A 23,797-nucleotide genomic window follows, 5' to 3' on the forward strand; every position below is an offset into this window, starting at 1 on the left:
TGCTCAACGCGCGATCGACGAACGCCACGGTCGGCGAATCGAGGAAGCGCGGAGCCCTCACGCCTGCTGGTAGGTCTGCCATTTCATGCCGTCGGGTGAGGACACGAGGCCGCCGGGGAAGAGCGGCAGCTCGGGCTCGGCGTCCTCGCCGAGCAGCGCCTTCATCTGCACCTGGCCGGCCTCCTGCATCGCCTGCCTGACCACCTGTGACTTGAACATCGGCACCATGTTTTCCTGGTCGCCGCCTGCCATCTGATCCACGGCCGCGGCGAACTCGGCGCTGCGCTCGGCTATCCTGTCCGCCGCCGTCAGCGCCGTCTCACCCGACGACACCCCACCGATCAGCTCCACGAACGACTCACTGTCGGTGGCGCTCCGGTTGTTCGTGACCTTCTTGGCCTGCCAGAAGTACGAGTCCTCGTTCACGTTCATCTGGTAGAACGACATGAGGAACTCGTAGAACACCTGGTACTCGCGGCGATACCGCGCCTCGAACTCGGTCAGTACCGTCTTCTCGTCCAGCTCGCCCGCGAGGACGCTGTTGATCGACCGGGCAGCGAGCAGCGCGCTGTAGGTCGCCAGATGCACCCCGGAGGAGAACACCGGGTCCACGAAGCAGGCGGCGTCGCCGACCAGGACCATCCCGGGCCGCCAGAAGTTCGTCTGCTGGTAGGAGTAGTCCTTGCGGATCCGCAGTTCCCCGTACTTTCCGGTCGTCACCCGGGTGGCGTCCGACAGGTAGTCCGAAATCATCGGGCACTCGGCGATCAAGGCGTTGAGGGCCTTCTCCCGATCTCCCTGGACCTTCTCGGCGTCCTCCCTGCGCACGACCGCGCCGACGCTGGTCAGCGTGTCGCTCAGCGGGATGTACCAGAACCAGCCGCTGTCGAAGGCCACGCTCAGGATGTTGCCCGAGGCCGGCTCGGGCAGCCGCTTACCGCCCTCGAAGTAGCCGAACAGCGCCAGGCTGCGGAAGAACTCCGAATAGTTCCGCGTGCCGCCGACGTTGCCGTACAGCCGGCTCTTGTTGCCCGAGGCGTCCACCACGAAGCGCGCCGACACCGTACGCTCACTGCCCTCGGGGTCGGTGTAGCGCACACCGGTGACACGGTCGCCCTCTTCCACCACGTCGTTGACCGCGCACCCCTCCCGCACGACGACACCCTTGCGTTTGGCGTTGTTCAACAAGATCTCGTCGAATCGCGCCCGCTCGACCTGGTAGGCGTACGACGTCGAGCCGGCCATCCGGGCGGAGATGCCGAAGTGGAACGTCCAGGGCTCCGGGCGGGCGCCCCAGCGGAACGTGCCGCCGCGCTTCATCGGGAACCCGGCACCGGCCAGTTCGTCCGTGACGCCGAGCAGCCGGCACACGCCGTGCACCGTGGCAGGCAACAACGACTCGCCGATCTGGTACCGGGGAAAGTTCTCCTTCTCCAGGAGCAGCACCCGATGGCCCTGCATGGCCACGAGTGTGGCCACGGTCGAGCCGCCCGGCCCTCCACCAGCCACCACTACATCGAATTCTTCGACCGACATCTCGCCACCATTCCCTCTGTTGCGGGCCAATTCATTACGGCTTGTTCTATGAGCGTGCGCCGCTCGATCGCCATCCTCGCTCGCTACTCTCGACCGCTACCAAGTCACGGGCACCTGGTCCGGGCAGTCGACGAAAGCGTTGCGATACTTCACTTCCCCGATGGGCACTGCGAGGCGCAGCTCCGGGAACCGTCGCCAGAGGCTCTGATAGGAAATGCGCAGCATCGCCCTCGCCAGCGCCGCGCCTACGCAGTAATGGATGCCGTGCCCGAATCCGACGTCCGAGACCGGTTCACGGTCTGCGTCGACGACGTTGGGATTCGGCGTCAGCGCCTCATCCCGGTTGGCCATGAGAACCGAACACAGCACATAATCCCCGGCCTTGATCAACTGCCCGTCGATGACCACGTCCTTGAGGGCCAGGCGGGGATTGGGCCCCTGCACGGGCGACAGATATCGCACCAGTTCGGTGACCAGGCGATCGGCCTTCTCACGGCCCGCGAAAAGCAACGGTATCTGGCCGGGGTTGTCCAGGAGCGCGACGACCCCGAAGCCGATCATGCCCGCGACGGTCTCGACCCCACCGAGGATCAGCGCCATGCACAGGCCCTTCAACTCCTCGTCCGTGATGTTGTCCCCGTGCTCCTGCACGACCATGCCGAGGAGCCCGTCGCCGGGTTCCTTCCGCTGCCGGGTGATCAGGTTGTCCAGGTAGCGGTTGAACGCCGCGCTGTCGGCGGCCCTCGCCTTGAGCCCGCGGCTCAGATCGACGTTCCGCCTGAGCCGCCGGACGAACTCGCGCCGGTCGTCGCGCGGGATGCCGAGCAGCTCGCACAGAACGCCCGCGCCGATCGGATCGGCGAAGTCCCGCTGGACGTCCGCGGGTGCTCCCGCGGCTTCCATCATGTCGAGCCGATCGTCGATGAGGCCTTGTATGTTGGGCTCCATCTTGCGGATGCGCCGGACCGTGAACTCCGGTGTCAGCATCTTCCGCAGCCGCGTGTGCTCGGGCGGATCGTACGTCGATATCTGTCCGACGAACTGGGGCTCTATGCGCTCCGCCGTCTCCCCCTGGATGAACCGGGGCCGGGTCGTGAAATTCTCGTGATCGCCCAGTATCCTGCGCACGACGTCGTAACCGAAGGCCTGCCACACATATTCTCTGCCCAACTGCTCGGAGGCCTCACCGACAATACGGAAAAGCGGGCCATGCGCTCTGAGGTCGAAGTTGTCTGCATGCGGATCGCAATGGGTTCGCATCTTGAAGTTCGCGGGCTCTCGTAAGAGTGGCGCGACCTCATCGATATCTGGACTCATGCCGAGTGGAATCTCCTTCACTGACCGGGATTCCCGGTGAGTTCACCCCGCCCACGCTGCCGCCTCAGTTTCATCTGTCATCGGGCGGGACGTCCAGCGCCGGACGTGGACAAATGCGGCTGCCGCGGACGGTCACCAGGCGACCATCAGCTCCGTCAGTCCATAGGCGGGGGTGGTCAAGCGGAACATGTCCTCCTGGGCGGGATCCGCCAGCCGCAGCCCGGGAAATCGCCGCCACAGAGCGGTATAGACCGTCTGCAATTCGAGGCGGGCCAGAGCAGCTCCCAGGCAATGGTGGACGCCGTGCCCGAACGCGACGTGCGGGGCGGGCTCACGCGTGACGTCGAGACGGTTCGGATCCGCTGTCAGGGCGGGGTCGCGGTTGGCCGCGGGGAGCGAGCAGATGACGCTCTCCCCCTTCTTGATCACCTGGTCCCCGATGGTGACGTCCTCCATGGCGATGCGGGGCGTCGGGGAATAAGTGACCGTCAGGTAGCGGATCAGCTCGTCGACCGCCCGTCGCGCCGACCGTTCGTCGCCTTGGAACGCGGCGATCTGCTCGGGGTGGCGCAGCAGCGCCAGGACACCAAGGCCGATCATGCCGGAGATGTTGTCGTCGCCGGCCAGCATCACCTGGACGCAGAAGCCCCTCAGCTCCTCGTCCGTGGCCGCGTCGCCGTGTTCGGCGACGACGGCGCCGATCAGCCCCTCGCCCGGATCCTTCCGTTCCCTGGCGATCATCGCCAACAGGTAGCGGGAGAACGCCTCGCCGGCCGCCGCCCGCCTCTTCTGGCTTCGCGAGGCGTCGAGGTGAGCGTGACACAGCCGCAGGAACATCACCCGGTCGTCCTTGGGCACGCCGATCAGCTCGCACAGCACGGCCCCGGGCACCTCCTCGGCGACGAACTCGATCAGATCCGCGGGGGACCCCGCCTGCTCCATGGCATCGAGGCGCTCGGTCACGATCTGTTCGATGGAGGGCTGGAGACGCTGCATCTTGCGCAGCGTGAAGCCGGGAGTCAGCTTCTGCCGCATCCGGGTGTGCTCCGGCGGGTCGTAGTCCATCAGGTTGCCGACCAGCTCGCGCGGCCGGAAGATGCCCTCCCCGCCGACCTCGTCCCGCCGGTCCCAGCGGCGCCGTGTGCTGAACCTCTTGTGATCGCCCATCACCTGTCGGACGACCGCGTGCGTGGTCGCCATCCAGCGGGTCTCGGCGTCCGCGCCGGACCCCGAGGTGACCCTCGTCAGCGGTCCCGCGGCGAGCAGTTCGTCCGCCGGATCGAGACCCTGTCTGCGAATGTGGACGGGGCGCTCGTCGTCAGCAGTCAACGGGAAGCTCCTTCCCTGCCATCGGTTCTCCTCCTGCGATCGAGCGCTACCAGTCGAGCCACAGGGCTTCCACGTTGAGCGGCGGCTGCCCCAGCTTGATCTCGCGGTCCGGTTCGGCGAGCCGCAGCGTCGGAAAGCGGCGCGCCAGAGCCGGAATCGCCACCCGGAACACCATCTCGGCCAGCGACCGGCCGAGGCAGTGGTGGATGCCGTGCCCGAACGCGACATGCGCGGGCTTCTCCCTGGTGATGTCGAACCGGTCGTCCGGGCCCGGGAAGTTCCGGCGGTTCGCGGCAAGGAACGAGGGCGTGACGGTGTCACCCGCCTTGATGGGACACCCACTGATGCGCACGTCCTCCAACGCGATGCGCGGAGTGGTCTTCTCGTCGCTGGTGATGTAGCGGACCACCTCGTCCAGCCAGTCCGGCACGGTCTCAGGACTGTCCCGCAGCACGGCGAACTGCTCGGGCTCCTCGACCATCAGCCACGCGGCCGCCGCGAGGAAGCGGGCCACCTGGTCCCCGCCCGCGCCCATGACGAACGCGGCCACTCCGATCAGCTCCGCGTCGGTGATGTCGTCGCCGTGCTCGCGCACCACGACGCCGAACAGGTCGTCACCGGGATCGCGGCGGGTACGCGTCACGACCTGGTTCATGTACGCCCAGAACTTGTTTCCCGCCGCCAGGCGCCGCTTGCCCGACCGTTCGGCCCGGCTGGCGTGCAGGGCACGGGAGAGTTCCGCCTGATCATCACGTGAGATGCCGACGAAGTCGCAGGTCACCGTGGTCGCGATGGGCCACCCGAAACGCGGGACGAAGTCCACGGGGCCACCGGTGGACTCGATGTCGTCGAGGGTGGCCTCGACGATCTTCTCGACCTGCGGCTGGAACCCCTGTATCCGCCGGATGGCGAAGGGGCCCGTCACCATCCGGCGCAGACGCGTGTGTTCCGGTGGATCGTACTGGGTGAGGAAGCCGGGGAAGATGAAACCGGCGGCGGTGCCGCGGTAGAGCAGCTTGGAGCTGAACTTGTCCGAGCCGAGAACCTGCCGGATCTCGTCGTACCCGGCGGCAAGCCACGCGGTCCGCCCTTCGGGGGCGTCCTCGACGCCCAGTACGGCCATGGGGCCCTCGGCCATCAAGGCGCGTAACTCCGGCACCGGGTCGAACCGGTCCCGCCGGTGTATGTCCAAGCCCACGTGAACGTTGATGTCTTCGAAGGTGCCCCGGACGACCTCGTTCTCATCGAGCACTGCGCAGGTCCTTTCGCCTCGTCCCGCCCTCGGATGCGGAAGTGGTGGTCACGAGCCGGTTGGACGGGCGTGGCGCCCGTCCAACCGTCCGCATTGAGCGGCTGGACACCTTCTTCTCAGGCGCCGACTTCCTGGATGAGGCTCTTCGGCCGGAGGTCCTTCCAGTTCTCCTCGACGTAGTCGAGGCACTCCTGACGGGTGGCCTCCCCGTGGACACAGGTCCAGCCGGCGGGCACTTCCGCGAAGGCCGGCCAGAGGGAGTGCTGGCCCTCGTGGTTGACCAGCACGAAGAAGGAACCCTCGTCGTCGTCGAACGGGTTGCTCATCGTTGTGTCCTTTCGCTCTTCTGTCGGGAACGGAGCTTCTCGGAGACGATGGCTCCAATCTGGGCCAGCGCCGCGGGTTGCACCAAGTCGTAGTGGTTGGACGGGATCTCGTGGGCCTCGATGGTTCCGGTGGTGAAGTCCTTCCAGCTGGCTATGGCCTCCGGTACGGGCAGATGCGCCGGCCGCTCCTTCGAGGCGACGAAGAGCAGGATGTCGCCGGTGAAGGGCGAGGCGGTGTGCCGCGGCCCGACCTCCCACAGGTTGCGCATCACCGCTTCGAGGCGCTCCTTGACGCCGGGCCCCTGGACCAGTCCACCGGCGAGTTCCAGGTCCTGCTCCTTGCGCTTTTGCACGGCCTCCTCGTCGCGCATGGCTTCTTCGCTGACCGTGCCGGTCGCGTTGCGACCCATATAGACGGGATAGGCGTCGAGCAGGGCGAGCAGGCCGACCTCCTCCCCTTCCGCCTCGATCAGCGCGGCCATCGCCTGCGCGATCCGCCCGCCGAGGGACCAGCCGAGGAGGTGGTACGGACCGGTCGGCTGCACGGCCCGGATGTGCTCCAGGTAGTCGGCCGCCATCTCCTCGACGCTGTCGGGCAGCGGTTCGGTACGGGCCAAGCCGCGCGCCTGCACTCCGTACACCGGCTGGTTCACCGGAAGGTGCCGCAGCAACGGCTGGTAGTTCCAGCTCAGGCCACCGCTCGCGTGGAGGCAGAACAGGGGCGGGCGGTCACCGGCGGCTTGCAGCGGCAGCAGGACCTCGTAGTCACCCGTCTTCACCGAACGGGTCGAGCGCCGCCGCTCACCCAGGACGACCAGGGTCTTGGAGGAGGTCTTCCGGGCGAGCAGACCCGTGCGCAGCATCTGATGGCCCGGAGTTCCGAACGGGCAGGGCAGGGTGGACCGGCCGTCCTTGCCCGCGTCCACCGCCGGCCCGGTGACGTACAGATCGCCCACGGCCCCCGGCGCGACCGGGTTCAGCTGGTCGTCGAGCAGGAGCGCGCCGAGCGGGCCGTCATCGGCCAGGCCGGCGAGCGCCTGGGGCACGGCCCCCGACCAGCGCGCCGGTGCGATGACCGGGCGGCTGCGTTCGACGTCGTCCAGGCAGATGTCCAGGTCGCTGATCCGCCGCCGGGGGTCCTCCGCCACCTGTTCCAGGACGCGGACCAGGCGCCGGGCGACCGACTCGGCCGTGTCCCGCTCGAACAGGTCGGTGGCGTAGCGGAGGATGCCTTCGATGCACTCCTCGTCGTCGAGGCGCTCGGTGAGCTTGAACGCGAGATCCAGCTCCATGGCCTCGGTTCCGCCGGGTTCGACATCGGTGCGCAGGCCCGGCAGTTCCCTCGCGTCCCAGGTGCCGAGCCCTTCCTCAAGCACCTCGAGGCCCACCTGGAACACGGGGTGGCGGGAGAGCGAGGCGGGCAGGCCGAGGAGTTCGGCGAGCCGCTCGAAGGGCACGTCCAGGTGCTCCCGCGCGGCCCGGAGCGCTTCCTGTACGCGGGCGACGACTTCCAGGAAGGTCGGGTCGCCCGAGACTTCCGTCCGCAGGGCGACCGGCCGGGCGAACGGCCCGATCATCGGCTCCAGGTCGATGAGGTCCTCGTCCCGGGGCAGCGTCGTGCCGATCACCAGGTCGTGGCCCGCGCCCAGTTTCGTCAGCAGCATGGCGAGCGCGGCGTGCACCACCTGGAAGGCGTCCGCGCCGGCCGGCTCCGCCGCGTCCATCAACCGGGCGTACGGGTCCGCGTCAAGCCGCAGTTCGACGGTCCCGGTCCGGCGCGACGGGACGGCCGGCCGCGGGCGGTCGAACGGCAGCACCGTCTCCCCGTCGATGCCGGCCAGGTTGTCCCGCCAGAAGGTGACCTGCTCGTGGGGCAGGCTGCCCGGCTCGTTCTCGTCCGCGAGCAGTCGCTGCTCCCACATCGCGTAGTCGGCGAACTGCACGGCCAGGGGGGCGCGCTCCGGGGCCCGGCCCTCGCGCCGCGCGCCGTAGGCGGCCGCCAGGTCGCGGAAGAACACGTCCAGCGAGTCGTCGTCGGCGAGGATCCGGTGCACCTGGAGGTGCAGCACGTGTTCCTTCTCCGCGAGTGCGAACAGCTCACATCGCCACGGCACGTCCTTGGTGAGGTCGAACGCCGACTCGCGCCGCTCGGCGAGCAGCCCGGGAAGGTCCTCTTCGGTGGCCGGGACGGGGGTCAGCTCGGCCGTGAGGCCGTCTTGGATGTGCTGGTGGACGCTCTGTGCGTCGCCGGGGAAGGTCGTACGGAAGATCTCGTGCCGGGCCGCGACGTCGCCGAGCGCCGCCGCGAGGGCGGGCACGTCCAGCCGGCCGCGCAGGCGCAGGGCGATCGACGTGTGCAGGCCGGCCGTGTCCTTCCCGGGGTCGGCAAGGAGCCAGGCGCGCAGCTGCCGGGTGGTGAGCGGCACCCGGTCCGGCCGCTGGGCGGCTTCCAGCGCGGGGCGTGACTTCGCGGCGAGCATCCTCGCCAGGCCCGCGGGTGTCGGCGAGGAGAACAGCTGCCGGATGGGCAGATCCGCACCGAGTTCCTCACGGATCCGCGCGATGAGCCGCATGGCGAGCGCCGAACTCCCGCCGAGGTCGTGGAAGGTGTCGTCGCCGCCCACGTGGTCGACGCCGAGGATCTCGGAGAACAGGGCGCACAGCACCTTCTCGGTCTCGCTCTCCGGCGCCTTCTGCGAGGCGTGTCCCGCGAGGTCCGGGGCGGGCAGGGCCCGGCGGTCCACCTTGCCGTGGGCGGTGACCGGCAGGCCGGGCAGGGCGACGACCGCCATCGGCACCATGTACGCGGGCAGGACCTGGGCCATGTGCTGCCGGATCTGTGCCGCCCCCGCGTCGCTGCCGTCGGAGACGAAGTAGCCCACCAGGCGCTTCTCGCCCGGCTGGTCCTCCCGTGCCACGACGACTGCCTCGACCACCCCGGGCTGGGCCGCGAGGACGGATTCCACCTCGCCCAGCTCCACCCGGTAGCCGCGGATCTTCACCTGGTCGTCGGCGCGGCCGATGAACACCACCTCGCCGTCCTTGTTCCAGCGCGCCAGGTCGCCGGTGCGGTACATCGGTTCCCCGGCGAGGAAGGGGCAGGCCACGAACCGCTCGGCGGTCAGGCCCGGGCTTGTGAGGTATCCGCGGGCAAGGCCGGTGCCGGCGATGTACAGCTCGCCGGTCACTCCCGGCGCGACCGGGCGCAGGAAGGCGTCGAGGATGTAGATCTTGCGGTTGGTCATGGGGCGGCCGACCGGCAGCTCGGGCCCGAGTTCCTCGCCGGGCTCGATCGGCTTCCACGTCGCGCACAGGGTGGTCTCGGTGGGCCCGTAGGTGTTCCGCACCCGCAGGCCGGGCTGGGCCCGCCGCAGGTTCTGCACCGACTGGGCGGGGACCACGTCGCCGCCGGTGCCGATCTCGGCCAGACCGGCGAAGCACTCCGGGGACGTCTCCGCCAGGGCGCGGAAGCTGCCGGCCGTGAGGTGGACGGCGGTCGCGCCGCGTGCGACGGCCTGGCGTACCCCGGCCGCGTCCAGCACGCCCGGCTCGGTGAGCAGGACGCGGGCGCCCATGGCGAGCGGCACCCACATCGCGTAGAGCGAGGGGTCGAAGACGTGCGTCGCGTGCATCAGCACGCCGTCGCCCGGGCCGATCCGCCAACCGGCGTCTCCGGCCAGGCCGGCCACGGCCCCGTGGGGGATGCCTACGCCCTTGGGCAGGCCGGTGGATCCGGAGGTGTACATCACGTACGCCAGGTCGTCGGCGCTCGGCCGGGTCTCCGGGGCCGTGGCGGCACAGCCGTCGACGGCTGCCCGGGTCTCGGGCGCGTCGAGGACGATCGCGCCTTCCGGTGCTACTCCGCTGGTCGCCTCCGTGCACAGGACGGTGGAGACGGCGGAGTCGTCGAGAAGGAACGCGATCCGCTCGGCCGGGTACTCGATGTCCACCGGGACGTACGCCGCGCCTGTCTTCCAGATCGCCAGGAACGCGATCAGCAGGTCCGGCGACCTGTCCATGGCCACGCCGATCCGGTCGCCGCGGCCGATGCCACGACCGGCGAGGTAGTGGGCAAGGCGGTTCGAGGCCCGGTCGACCTCGGCGTAGCTCAGGTCCGCGCCGCCCGCGTCGGTGAGCGCCACCGCGTCCGGGGCCGCGGCCACCCGCCGCGCGAACATCTCGACCACGGATTCTCCGGGCACCGGGCCGGCGGTCGCGTTCCATTCGTCCACCACCAGGGCGCGCTCGGCCTCGCTCAGCAGCGTCAGGCGGCCGACGAGCACATCGGGCTCGGCGGCCAGCCGCTCCAGCACGCGGGCCAGCGCGCCCACGACCGATTCGGCGACCGCGCGGTCGAACAGGCCCCGGTCGTAGTCGAGGATGAGCGGCATCTGCTCGCCGGGTCCTGTGATCAGGGTGAACGGGTAGTGCGAGGAGTTGCGCCCCCGCTTCAGCGGGCGCAGGGTCAGGCCGTCGTCGGGCGCCTGGCCGAGTCCCTTGCGAGGGAAGTTCTCGTAGATGATGAGCGTGTCGAAGACCGCTCCGGGTCCGGCGACGGCCTGCACGTCTTGCAGGCCGAGGTGGTGGTGGGCCATGAGTGCCGACTGGTCGCGCTGAAGCTCGGCGAACAGCTCGACGGCCCGCCGCCCGCCGTCGAGCCGGACCCGTACCGGCAGGGTGTTGAGCAGCTGGCCGACCATCGACTCCACACCGGCGAGGTCGCCGGGGCGCCCGGAGGCGGTGGCGCCGAACACCACGTCGGTACGGCCGGCCAGTTGCGCGAGCACGACGGCCCACGCGCCTTGCACGATGCTGTTCAGGGTGAGGCCGTGGCCGCGGGCAAGGCCGGCCAGCTCTTCTGTCAGCTGCGGGGACAGCTCGATCATCGCCGTGTCGATGTCCGGCACGCGGGTGGGGTCGGCCGGGGCGACCGTGGTGGGCGTGTCGAGGCCCGCGAACTCCTTCCGCCAGGCCGCCTTGGCCGCCTCCTTGTCCTGCCGGCCCAGCCAGGCGAGGTAGTCCCGGTAGGGCACGGTGGGCGGGAGTGCGGACGCGTCCCCGTTCGCCGCGTAGATCGCGGCCAGTTCGCGGTGGATGACGGGCATCGACCAGCCGTCCACCAGGACGTGGTGAAGGGTGTGCACGAGCCGGTGGCGCTCCGGGCCGAGCCGGATCAGGTGCAGTTTCATCAGCGGCGCCGTCTCGATGTGCAGCCGCTGGGCCACCTCGTCGGCGGCCAGGCGATCCACCTCGCTGTCGGCCACGTCGTGCGGCAGCCCGGAAAGATCCGTCTCGCGCCAGGGGATCTCGGCGTCCCGTGCGATGACCTGCACCATCTGTGCGCCGCTGACATAGCGGAAACAGGCTCGCAGCGCGGCGTGCCGGTCCACGACGGCCTGCCACGACGCCCTCAGCCGGGCGGCGTCCAGCGGGCCGTCGATGCCGTACACGGTCTGCACGGTGTAGGTGTCGGGGCCGTCGTGGTCAAGTGCGGTGTGATACAGCATCCCCTCTTGCAGCGGCGAAAGGGGCCAGACGTCCTCCACGCTGGAACGGGGCTTTGGACGAGTGCCGTCAACGGTCACAATCTTGCTCCTTACAGCGCTTGTTCGCCGGCCAGTCCGGCCTCGAGTTGATCCATCTGGTCGGATGAGAGAGCGACGAGGGGGCCCGCCGACGATTCCGGCGCCGCGGTGGCATCGCCGTCGGCGGGGAGTTCCGTGACGAGCAACGCCAGTCGTTCCGGCGTCCTTTCCTCGAACACCTGCCACGGGGTCAGTTCCAGCCCTTGCCTGCGGGCGCGGGCCGAGAGCTGCATCGAGATGATCGAGTCGCCACCGAGTTCGAAGAAGCTGTCGTCGGGACCGACCCGCTCAAGGCCGAGTACCTCCGCGAACAGCGCGCACAGCCTCGCCTCCATCGCCGTGCGCGGGTCCCGCTTCGATGACATGCCCACGAAGTCGAGGGTCTGGAGCGCCCGGTGGTCGAGTTTGCCGTTCGGGGTGAGTGGCATGTGCTCCAGCGACACGAACGCCGCGGGCATCATGTACTCCGGCAGGCGTTCGGCCGCCAGCTCGCGCAGCGCGGAGGTCAGCGTGCCGTTCTGCCCGGAGGCGTCGGCCGACGGCACGACGTACGCCACCAGTTGCTTGTCGCCGGGGCCGTCCCTGCGGACCGCGATCGCCACCTGGCCGACGCCTGGATGCTCCGCGAGCACGGCCTCGATCTCCGCCGGCTCGACCCGGTATCCGCGCACCTTGACCTGCGCGTCGACCCGGCCCGCGAAGAGCAGCTGGCCCTCCGGGGACCAGCGGAACAGGTCGCCGGAGCGGTACATCCGCTCACCGGGGGCGAACGGACTCGCGACGAACCGCTCCGCGGTCAGGCCGGGGCGTCCGAGGTATCCACGCGCCAGCCCGACACCCGTGATGTACAGCTCGCCGACCACCCCCGGCGGTACCGGCTGGAGGAAGGCGTCGAGCACGTAGTGCCCCACGTTGTGGATCGGGCCGCCGAGCGGGACCTGGTCGTGTCCTGGAGCCAGCGGGGCGCTCATCGTCGAGCAGATGGTCGTCTCGGTCGGCCCGTAGGCCTGGATCACCCGGCGGCCGGGCGACCAGCGGTCCACCAGCGCGGCCGGCAGTGCCTCGCCGCCCGTCAGCACTGTCCGAAGGGTGTCCGGCAGGTCGTCCTCGCTCGCCAGCACGCTCGGCGACACGGTCAGGTGAGTGATGCCCGCCTTGCGGATCGCGTCGCCCAGTGTCACCCGGGGCGGCATGCTCGTCGCGTCCGGCAGGACCAGGGTCGCACCGGCCAGCAGAGTCATGTACAGCTCGGAGACGATGGCGTCGAACCCGATCGCGGACAGTTGCAGGACCCGCGAGGACGACGTCACGGCCATCCGCTCGATGTGCGCGTAGCCCAGGTTGACGAGCCCGGAGTGGGCGACCAGGACGCCCTTGGGCACCCCTGTCGACCCCGATGTGTAGATCACGTACGCCGCGTCGTCCGCTGCCACGCGCGGCAGCGCCACCTCCGGATCGGCGGCGGGCAGGTCTTCGAGCACCAGCACCGTGCCCGTGAACTCCGCGGGCACGACCGCTCGCGTCGTCCTCGTGCACACCAGCACCTCGGGCGCCGAGTGCGCCAGCATGAACTCGACGCGCTCACGGGGGTAGTCCGGATCGACCGGCACGAACGCCCCGCCGGCGAACATCACCCCCATGAGGGTCACCGCGAGTTCGGCCGAGCGCTCGACCAGTACGCCCACCCGGGCCTCACGCCGTACGCCCAGGCCCACCAGGAGCCGCGCCAGCGCTTCGACCTCGCCGAGCAACTGGCTGTACGACAGGGTCCGGGCCGCGTCCTGCACCGCCGGGGCGTCCGGCGTCCGCTCGGCCTGCCGGCGGAACAGCACCGGCAGTGTCTCCGGCGCGAGCGGCTTGTCGGTCCTGTTCCACTCGTCCACCACCAGGCGGCGCTGCTCAGGTCCGATCAGGCCGACCCGTCCCACCGGCGTGCGCGGATCGGCCACGACCTGCTCAAGGGCCCTCAGGAGCGAGGCGAGAAGGCCCTCGACCTGGGTCCGCTCGAACGCGTCCGGGCGGAAGATGACTTCGCCGTGGACGGGGCCCGATACGGACGCGCGCATGGACAGGGGGTAGTGCCCGGTGTCGTTCGGAATGCCCGCGGGGCGCATGACGAGGGCGTCGGGTTCTTCGGAGACGGGCGGCGGGGGCGGGTAGTTCTCGAACACCACGATCGTGTCGAACGCCGCGCCGGGCCCGGCGTGCTGATTGATCTCGGTCAGCCCGACGTGCTGATGCGGTATCAGCGCGACCTGCCGTTGTTGCAGGTCCGCCAGCATGTCGACGAATGGTTCGGCGCCGGACAGGTGGGCCCGGACGGGCAGCATGTTCATGAACAGGCCGACCGCGGACTCGACACCGGGGATCTCGGGCGGACGACCGGCCACCGCGGCACCGAAGACCACGTCGTCGCGGCCGGTCAGCCGGGCAAGGAGCAGTGCCCAGACCCCTTGGAAGAGCGTGTTCGCCGTCACGCCGTGATGGCGGGTGAACTCCATCAGGCGCCGGCTCAGCTCGTCGTCGAGCGCGAACCCGACCCGGTCGGGCTCGACGGGCGTGATGATCGTCTCCGGTGGCACGACGTGGGTCGCCTCGTCGAGCCCCGCGAGTTCGCTCCGCCACGCCTCCCGGGCGGCCGTCTTGTCCTGCTGAACGGCCCAGGCGAGGTAGTCGCGGTACGACGTCGGGGTCGGCAGCCCCCGGCCCGTCCCGCCGGCGTAGTACGCCGCCAGGACCTCACCGGTGATGAGCGGCAGGGACCAGCCGTCCGCCGCGATGTGATGCGAGGTGAAGACGAGCCGGTGCCGACGGTCGCCGAGGCGCAGCAGGTGCAGGCGCAGCTGCGGTGCCTGGGCCAGGTCGAACCGCTCGGCATGCAGCTGTGCCGCGAGACGGTCGACTTCCGCAAGGGCCTCGTCCTCGGGCAGATGGGACAGGTCGGTCTCCTGCCAGGGCAGCGCCACCTCGCCTGCGACCGCCTGCACCGTCGCACTGGACCCGAGCTGATGGAAGCTCGCCCGCAGGGCGGGGTGCCGCTCAAGGAGCACCTGCCACGACCTGCGGAAGCGGGCGACGTCCAGCGGTCCCTCGATGACGAGGGTGCGCATGCTCGCGTACACGTCCGGGCCGCGCTCGTCGGCGGCGTGGAACAGCAGGCCTTCCTGGAGCGGAGACAGCGGCCAGATGTCGACCAGGCCGGGCACGGCGGTCTCGATCTCCGCGACGTCCCGCTGCGTCAGCGCGGTGAGCGGGAAGTCGGACGGTGTGTGTCCCCCGGCGTCGCCGGCGTCGACGTGGGCGGCGAGGCCGGTCAGCATGTCCAGCCAGGCCTGTCCGAGCGACTCCGCCTCGGCTTCGCCGAGCAGACGCCCGGCCCAGGTCAGGGACAGCTCCAGCGCGGGCCCGTCGGGGGCGTCCAGGACGACCGCGTCGATCTCCAGGACGTGCCGCAATGCCGCGTCCTGGTCCGTCGTGCCGCCGATGGTCCCCACCATCTGCCAGGGCTCCGCGGCACCGTCGGGCCGGGACGAGAAGCGGCCGAGGTAGTTGAACCCGATGTCCGGCTTCGGCAGCGCCGCCAGGGCCGGGCCGGTCTCGGCGTTGAGGTACCGCAGCATGCTGTAGCCGAGCCCGCCGTCGGGCACGCCTCGCACGTTCTCCTTGACGCTCTTCAGGAGCACACCTGCCGCGTCGCCGCCCGAGACGGCTTCGGCCGTGTCGATCCCGGCCACGTCGAGGCGGAGCGGGTGGATGTCGGTGAACCAGCCGACCGTCCGGGACAGGTCCAGGTCACCGAGGGGCTGGCGGCCGTGGCCCTCGACGTCGACCACGACGGCCGTGTCGCCGCGCCATCGGGCCACCGCGCCCGCCAGGGTGGCCAGCAGTACCTCGTGCACACCGCAGTGGAAGGTCGAGGTCGCCTTCGCCACGAGCACGCCGGCCTTGTCCTGCGGCACCCTCCACGTCCTGCGTCCCGCGGTCGACATGGTGTCGCGCGTGGGGTCGAACTCGCCTGACAGCGCCTGCGCCCGGTCGAGGATCGCCGTCCACGTCTCCAGTTCCGCGGTCCGGGTCGCCGCCTGCTCGACGAGTGTGCGCGCCCAGCGCCGGTACGAGACGTCGACCGGGTCGAGTGCCGGTTCCCGGCCCGCGGCCACGGCCGCGCAGGCCGTTTGCAGGTCCGGCAGCAGGACGCGCCAGGACACGACGTCGGCCAGGAGGTGGTGCGCCACCACCACGAGCCGTCCGAGGCGGCCGGGTCCCGCGTCCACCCACACCGCCCTGATCATCACGCCGGCTGCCGGGTCGAGGCGGGCGGCCGTCTCCTCGGCGCGGCGCTCCGCGATCTCGTCCAGGTCACCGGCACCGGCCTCGACCCGCTCGACCAGCGTCGCCGCGGCCACCGCTGCGCGGTCGGCCACGACAAGGCGGGGCTGCTCCCCGTCGGTCTCGACGATCCGGCCGCGCAGCATGTCGTGGGTGTCGGTCACCGCGGCCAGCCCGGCCGCCAGCACCTCCACGGAGAGGTCGTCGGGCGCGCCCACGGTCACCCACTGCGCGGGTGCGCGTCGGGTCATCGCACGGGCATCGCGTTCCAGCAGTGCCCGCACCACCGGCGTCCACGGGACCTCGCCGACGCCGTCGGCGACGTCGGCCCGCGCCGGACCGCCACGCTCGGCGACCGCCGCGATCCCCGCGGGCGTCTTCTGCTCGAAGACCTGCTTCGCCCCGAAGACGAAACCCTCGCGACGTGCGCGGGCGGCCAGTCGCATCGACAGGATCGAGTCGCCGCCCAGCTCGAAGAAGCCGTCGTCGGCGCCGACCCGGTCGAGGCGGAGTATCTCGGCGAACAGGTCGCACAACACGCGCTCGGCGTCGGTACGCGGCTCGCGTCCTGCCGCCCTCGCGGTGTACTCCGGGGCCGGCAGGGCCGCACGGTCGATCTTTCCGTTGAGCGTCAGCGGGAAGCCGTCAAGGACCACCACCGTGGGCACCATGAACTCCGGCAGCCGCGCCGCGAGGTGTTCGCGGACCGTGTCGGAGTCCGGTCCCTGATCCCCTTCCGTGGTCACGTACGCGATCAGCCCCTTCTCGCCGGGTTGGTCCTCCCGCACCACCACGATCGCCTGCGCGACCCGCGGGACCTCGGCCAGGGCCGCCTCGATCTCCCCGGGCTCCACGCGGTAGCCCCGGATCTTCACCTGGGAGTCGGCCCGTCCGACGAACAGCAGCTCGCCCTGGTCCGTCCAGCGCGCCAGGTCGCCGGTGCGGTACATCCGCCCGCCCGTCGCCTCGGAGGCGCTGCGGGCCGCCGGGTCGCGGGGGGCGAACGGATCGGCGACGAACCGTTCCGATGCCGGCCCGCTCGCGCCCAGGTAGCCGTGCGCGAGGCCGGCGCCGGCGAGGTACAGCTCGCCGGTCACGCCGGGTGCCACCGGCTGGAGGAACGCGTCGAGCACGTAGGCCCGCCGTCCGGCCAGGGGGCGGCCGATCGGCAAGGTGTCGCCCGTCTCGTCCCCTGGTTCGAGGAGGTGCCACGTGGCGCAGAGGGTGGCCTCGGTGGGGCCGTAGAGCTGCCGGACCCGCACCTCCGGGCACGCCCGGCGCACCCGCGCGACGGACGCGAGGGGTACCGCGTCACCGCCGGTCAGGATCTCGCGCAGCCCGCGGAAGGACTCCGGCGACTCCTCGGCCACCACGCGGAAGCTTCCGGCCGTCAGGTGGGCGGTGGTGACGCCGTGTCCGATCGCCTCGCGCAGCCGCTGCGCGTCGACCGCGCCCGGTTCCGCGACCCGCACGCGGGCTCCGCTGACCAGGGGCACCCAGATCTCCACCAAGGACGCGTCGAACGCGTGGGGTGCGTGCAGCAGCACGCAGTCGTCCGGGCCCTGGGACCAGCCCGGGTCGCTCGCGAGCGCCGCCACGCTTGCGTGCGGCACCGCGACGCCCTTCGGGACGCCGGTCGATCCCGAGGTGTACATCACGTAGGCCACGTCGTGCGCCCCGACCGTGAGGGGCGGCGCCTCGTGCGGCACTTCCGTGATCGCCGGGGCGTCCATGACCATCGGCTCGACCCCGTCCGGCACCGCGTCGCGGGTCGCTGCCACGCAGAGCGCCACCCGCGCGCCGGCATCGGCCAGCATCCCGGCGATCCGTTCCGCGGGGTAGTCCACGTTCACCGGCACCTGCGCGGCCCCCGCCTTCCAGACCGCGAGCAGGGCGACGAACAGGTCCGCGCCGCGTTCCATCACCACGCCGACACGGTCGCCGCGCCGCACGCCCGTCCCGGCGAGGTGTCCTGCCAACCCGTCCGATCGCCGGTCGAGGTCGGCGTACGACAGGGTGCGTGCGCCGTCCATGACGGCCACGGCGTCCGGGGTCCTTTCGGCCTGCTCGCGGAACAGCTCAAGGACCGACCGCCTGTCGGCCGCTTCGCCGGTCGAGATCCCGCGCTCCACCAGCGCCGCACGCGTCGATTCGTCCGTCACGGCCAGGCGGCCCACCGGAAGCGAGGGCTGCGCCACCATCCGTTCGATGACCCGTACGACCTGCCTGGTGACCTCGGTGGCCGTTTCCCGGTCGACCCGGTCGGGGCGGTAGGCCACGTCGATCCGCAAGCGGTTCCCGGGAGAGACGCTCATCGTCAGCGGGTAGCTGGTACCGGTCCGGGTGCGGATGGAGTTGATGGCGAAACCGCCGTCGCCCTCAGGGCCAGGGGCGTCGTCGGGGTAGTTCACGACCATCACGAGGGTGTCGAAGATCGCGCCCGTTCCCGCGAGGCGCTGGATTTCCGAAAGGCCCAGGTACTGGTGCTCCGTCAACGCCGCTTGGCGGCTCTGCAAGTCATGCAGCATGTCGAGTACGGGCCGGTTGCCTTCGAGCCGTACGCGTACCGGGACGGTGTTGATGAACATCCCCACCATCCGCTCGACGTCCGGGACATCCGCGGGGCGCCCCGACACCACGGACCCGAACACCACGTCCGTCCGGCCCGCGAGGCGTGCCAGCACCAGCGCCCACGCGCCCTGCACGATCGTGCTCAGCGTCAGTCCGTGGCCACGTGCGAAGCCGGTGAGCGCCCGCGTCGCCTCCTCGGGCAGCCATTCGGCGTGCCCGTCCGGCATGACCATCGATTTGTCCGCGTCGGCGTCCATCCTGGTCGGTTCGTCAGACCCGGCCAGCTCGGACTGCCACGCCGCTCGTGACGCCTGCTCGTCCTGGCGGCGGAGCCACGCCAGGTAGTCCCGGTAGGACGGTGGCGTCGACGAGCCCTGTCCGCCCGCGTAGCCCGTGGACATCTCGCCCAGGACGATCGGTGTGGACCAGCCGTCCAGGACGACGTGATGCGACGTCACGACGAGCCGGTGCGTGCTCCGGCCGAGACGGATCAGCGACAGCCGGAGCAGGGGTGCCTTGGTCACGTCGAACCGCTCTGCCTGGTCCTGCCTGAGCAGGCGGTCGACCTCCGCCGCCGCGGCGGCCCCGTCGAGGTGCGACAGATCGGCCTCACGCCATGGGACCTCGACCTCGCCCTCCACGACCTGCACCGTCTCGCCGGATCCGAGCTGGTGGAAGCTCGTCCGGAGCGACTCGTGCCGGGCGACGAGGCGTTGCCACGCCGCCCGCAGCCGTTGTGCGTCGACCGGTCCGTCGAGGTCGAGGATCCGCTGGCTCTGGTAGACGTCGACGCCGTCCTCGTCGACGGCCCGCTCGAAGAGCATGCCTTCCTGGAGCGGTGACAGGGGCCAGACGTCGGTCAGCCCTGGTGCCGCGGCCTCCAGCTCCGCCACGTCCCGCTGCGTCAGCTCGACGAGGTCGAAGTCGGACGGGGTGTGCCCGCCGGCGTCGGGTTCCTCGGCAAGGGCCGCGAAGCCGGTCAGCATCTCCAGCCATGCCTCGCCGAGCCGCTCCACCGTGGCGGGGTCGAGGTCCCTGCCCTGGACGGCCAGCCTCAGCCGGGGTCCGGCGGGGGTGTCCTGAACGTCCGCGGAGACCTCCACCGGGTGGGCGGCGAACATTTCGGGACCGCCGCCGAGCGACTCTTCGCACCCCTGCCACGGGGTGTCCTCGGCGGCGAGGCTGGACCGGCCGAAGTAGTTGAAGCCGATCCGCGGGGACGGCAACGCGGCCAGCACGGCCCCGGTCTCGGGGTTGAGATGGCGCAAAAGGCCGTAGCCGATGCCGTCGCCGGGGACGGCGCGGACCTGTTCCTTCACGGTCTTCAACAGCTGCCCTGCCGCGGCGTTCCCCGCGGCCGCGGCGGAAAGGTCGACATCGGAGATGTCGAGCCGGACGGGGTGGACGCTGGTGAACCAGCCCACGGTCCGCAACAGGTCCTCACCGTCGGCGGCATGGCGGCCATGGCCTTCCACGTCCACCAGGACCCCGGCGCCGGTGCCGCTCCGGCGCGCCACCGCACCCCCGAGGCCCGCCAGCAGGACTTCGTGGATCCCGCAGTGGAAAGCCTGCGGCAGCCGGGCCACGAGACTGCGCGCCGTGGCTCCGGTCAGTGTCGACGACCACGAGTGCGACTGCCCGGGCTGCGTTGCGAGGGGCGCATCCGCACCGTCCCATACGGCGGACGCGTCCGCGCCGTCCAGTACGGCGGACGCATCCACACCGTCCAGTACGCCGGACGGGCCCGCACCCTCCAGTACGGCGACCCAGTAATCGACTTCAGCGAGCGTGCTCTCGCTCGACGCCTGCTCGGTCAGCCGCCGCGCCCAGTGCCGGTACGAGGTCGTCGCGGGTTCGAGGGCAGGAAGCTCGCCGGAGGTCACCGCGTCGTACGCCGACCGCAGATCCGGCAGCAGGATTCCCCACGAGACCGCGTCGACCGACAGGTGATGCACCACCAGAGCCAACCGGCCCGGCCGGTCGCTCCCGGCGTCGACCCACACCGCCCGTACCATGATTCCCGCCGACGGGTCCAGCGTGCCGGCCGCCGTCCTGGCCTGGTGCTCGGCCAGCTCGTCGAGGTCCGCGGTCCCGGCCGGCACCCGCGTGACCAGGCCGGCCGCGTCCACCGCGCCGCGCTCGGCCACGAACAGCCGTCCGTCGGGTGTCACCCGTGCCCGCAGCAGATCGTGCACGTCCAGCACCGCTTGCAGGGCACTCACCAGGGCATCCGGGCTCAGGTCCGCCGGGGTGACGACGACTTTCGCCTGCACGAAGTCGGGGCGCGCCGCGGCATCCCCGAGGGCGCGCATCACCGGCGTCCAGGGGATCTCTCCCACGCCTGTGACCGCCTCGGAGCGGTCCCGTACGCGGGTCGCCAGGGCCTCTTGTGTCAGTGCCGCGAGTCGCTCGGGGGTCCGGTGCTCGAATATCTGCCGCGGGGTGAGAAAAATCCCCTCGCGTCGCGCACGGGCCGCCACCTGCATGGACGAGATCGAGTCCCCGCCCAGCTCGAAGAAGCTGCCCTCGACCCCGACCCGTTCCAGGCCGAGGACTTCGGCGAACACTCCGCAAAGGATGCGCTCGGCCTCCGTCTCCGGCTCCCGGCTGGCCGCCTTCGCGGCGAAGTCCGGGTCGGGCAGGGCCTGCCGGTCCACCTTTCCGTTGACTGTCAACGGCAGTTGGTCCAGCACCAGGACCGCGGCCGGAACCATGAACTCGGGCAGCGTCTCCGCGAGCTGCTCGCGCAGCCGCACCGGGTCGACGTCGTGCCCCGCTTCGGCGACCGCGTAACCGATCAGGTGCTGCTCGTCGCGTACGGACACGACGGCCTGGGCGACGCCGGGCAGGCCGGCGAGGGCCACCTCGATCTCGCCGGGCTCCACCCGATATCCGCGGATCTTGACCTGGTCATCGGCACGTCCGGCGAACGCCAGCGCGCCCTGGTCCGTCCAGTACGCGAGGTCCCCGGTCCGGTACATGCGCTGACCCGTCACCTGGTCACCGTCCCCCGCGGAGGCCTCGCGGGGAGCGAACGGGTCAGCGACGAACCGCTCCGCCGTCAAGGCCGCACGACCGAGATAGCCCTGCGCCACACCGGCTCCAGCGACGTACAGCTCGCCCACCACGCCCGGAGGCACCGGTCGCAGGAACGCGTCGAGGACGTAGGTTCGCCGTCCCGAAAGCGGTCGTCCGATCGGCAGCACTGGTCCCGTCGCTTCGCCGGGTTCGAGCAGCCACCACGTGGCACAGAGCGTGGTCTCCGTCGGGCCGTAGAGATGCCGCACCCGTACGTCAGGGCTGCCGCGCCGCACCCGCTCCACCGCCGCGGGCGGCACGGCGTCGCCACCGGTCAGCACCTCGCGCAGACCGGCGAGGGACTCCGGTGACTCCTCGGCCACCACCCGGAAGGTCCCCGCGGTCAGATGGGCGACCGTGACACCGCCGGCCACATAACCGGCCAGAGCCTCGCCGTCCACCGCGCCCGGTCCGGCCAGCACCACCCTGGCGCCCGACAGCAGCGGCACCCACAGCTCGAACAGGGAGATGTCGAAGGCGTGCGAGGCGTGCATCAGCACGGCGTCATCAGGGCCGGTCGCCCATCCCGGGTTCCCGGCCAGCGCCGCGACGTTGCCGTGCGACACGGCGACGCCCTTCGGTGTGCCCGTCGACCCCGACGTGTACATCACGTAGGCGAGGTCGTCAGCGTCCACGCCGACGGACAGACGGGTGCTCTCCGCGATCGCCTGCCGCGTCGGGACATCGTCCAGGACGATCGGGTCGAGCCCTCCGTCCAGTACGACACCTCGGTACGCCTCCGCGCACACCACTGCCGTCGGCTCCGCGTCCGCGAGCATGAACTTCAGGCGTTCCGCCGGGTAGGCGGGGTCCACGGGGACGTACGCCGCTCCTGCCTTCCACACCGCGAGCAGTGTCGCGATCAGCTCGGGTGACCGGTCCATCACCACGGCCACCCGGTCCCCGCGCTGAACTCCCCTGCTGCGCAGATAGCCGGCGAGACGCTCCGCGTGCTCGGCCAGTTCCTCGTACGACATCTCCCGCTGGCCGTCGACGAGCGCTGCCTTGTCGCGGTGGCGCTCCACCTGGCGGTCGAACAGCTCCGGGGCCGGCCGGCCCGGCGTCAGGGCGGCTGCCGTACCCCATTCGTCGACCATCACATCGCGCTCGGCCGCGCTGGTCACATCGACTTCGGCCACCGTGAGGTCGCCCGCGTCCGTCAGCTGGCGCAGGACCTCCTTCAATCGCTCGACGATGGTGAATGCTGTGGCCCGGTCGAAGATTTCCGTCAGATAGTCGAGTTTGAAGAGCATCGACGCGCCGGGGACGCAGACCAGCGTCAGCGGATAGTGGGCGGCTACCCGGCCTTGATGTATTCGGATGCCAAAATTTCCCTCGGAGTCCGATTCGGCGGGCTTGTTGGGGAACTTTTCAAAGACGATCATGGTGTCGAAGACCGCGCCGGGACCGGCCGCCTGCTGGATGTCCACAAGGCCCACGAACTGGTCAGGTATGAGCGCCGACTGCCGCCTCTGCAATTCCGCGAGCAGCTCCATGACCGGCGTCGCGCCGCGCAGTTGCACGCGTACCGGAACGGTGTTGAGGAACAGCCCCGCCATCTCCTCGACGCCGGGCAGGTCCGGCGGGCGCGCCGACACCGCCGCCCCGAACACCACGTCCGTCCGGCCCGCAAGGCGTGACAGGACCATCGCCCACGCGCCTTGCACCACGGTGTTCAGCGTCAGACCGTGGCTACGGGCCAGTTCGTCCAGCGAGCGCGTGAGGGGCTCGGACAGCTCGACCTCGACGCTGTCCGGCACGCCGGGGGGACGCCCCGGGTCGGCGGGCGCCACCAGGGTCGGCTCCTCGGCACCGTGCAGCCGCGCCGACCAAGCCGCCAGTGCCCTCTCCTTGTCCTGCCTGCTCAGCCACGCGAGGTAGTCCCGGTACGAGGTCACCGCGGGCAGGGCCAGGGGGTCGCCGCCGGCCGGGTACAGCTTGGACAGTTCGTTGACCACGACCGGCAGCGACCAGCCGTCCATGATCGTGTGATGGCAGGTCATCACCAGTCGGTGCGTACGGTCGTCGAGGCGGATCAAGGTCAGCCGCAGCAGCGGCGCCTGTGCGAGGTCGAATCGTTGGGTCCGGTCCTCCTCGGCCAGCTCCCGCACGGCCTCGGTGGGGTCGTCGAGGTGGGAGAGGTCGACCTCCCGCCACGGCAGTTCCACCTCCTTGAGGATGATCTGCACCGTCTCACCCGATTTGCGCTGCCGGAAGCAGGCCCGGAGCGGAGCGTGCCGGGTCAGCAGCGCCTCCCATGCCGCGCGCAGCCTGGCCGCGTCCACGGGCCCGTCCAGTTCCAGGATCCAATGGCCTATGTAGACGTCGGGCCCTTCTCCGTCGTACACCGCGTGGAAGAGCAACCCAGCCTGCAGTGGCGACAGCGGCCAAATGTCTTCGATCCGCGACTGGGCCATCAATGTCTCCCTTAATCAGCTATGGGCTTGACGTTGGTCGTCGAACTGAACCGTGAA

7 protein-coding genes are annotated in these 23,797 nt (G+C 70.7%); all 7 read right to left on the bottom strand.

From position 1 onward, the window contains the following. Positions 1-57: 57 nt before the first annotated feature. Positions 58-1,536: a tryptophan 7-halogenase gene (locus AC07GB_RS21870; protein WP_478847850.1), complete on the bottom strand. Its 1,479-nt coding sequence runs from the start codon at positions 1,534-1,536 to the stop codon at positions 58-60. Positions 1,537-1,632: 96 nt separating this feature from the next. After that, the gene (locus AC07GB_RS21875) at positions 1,633-2,853 is read right to left on the bottom strand and encodes a cytochrome P450 (RefSeq protein WP_478847852.1); all 1,221 of its coding nucleotides are present in this window, start codon (positions 2,851-2,853) and stop codon (positions 1,633-1,635) included. Positions 2,854-2,985: 132 nt separating this feature from the next. Further along, entirely contained in the window at positions 2,986-4,182 is a 1,197-nt protein-coding gene (locus AC07GB_RS21880; RefSeq protein WP_478847854.1) for a cytochrome P450, read from the bottom strand. A gap of 46 nt (positions 4,183-4,228) precedes the next feature. Beyond that, positions 4,229-5,434, bottom strand: coding sequence for a cytochrome P450 (locus AC07GB_RS21885; protein WP_478847856.1), 1,206 nt, complete (start codon positions 5,432-5,434; stop codon positions 4,229-4,231). Between the two features lie 116 nt (positions 5,435-5,550). Further along, positions 5,551-5,760 (bottom strand): MbtH family protein, encoded by a 210-nt coding sequence (locus AC07GB_RS21890; RefSeq protein ID WP_478847858.1) that lies wholly within the window; start codon positions 5,758-5,760, stop codon positions 5,551-5,553. Continuing rightward, positions 5,757-11,345, bottom strand: a complete 5,589-nt coding sequence (locus AC07GB_RS21895; RefSeq protein WP_478847860.1) for an amino acid adenylation domain-containing protein — start codon at positions 11,343-11,345, stop codon at positions 5,757-5,759. The genes AC07GB_RS21890 and AC07GB_RS21895 overlap by 4 nt, the downstream gene beginning before the upstream one ends. Before the next feature lie 11 nt (positions 11,346-11,356). Beyond that, positions 11,357-23,740, bottom strand: a complete 12,384-nt coding sequence (locus AC07GB_RS21900) for a non-ribosomal peptide synthetase (protein ID WP_478847861.1) — start codon at positions 23,738-23,740, stop codon at positions 11,357-11,359. Positions 23,741-23,797: the final 57 nt, after the last annotated feature.

It is taken from the genome of Streptomyces sp. NPDC045778 (genome assembly GCF_056431945.1).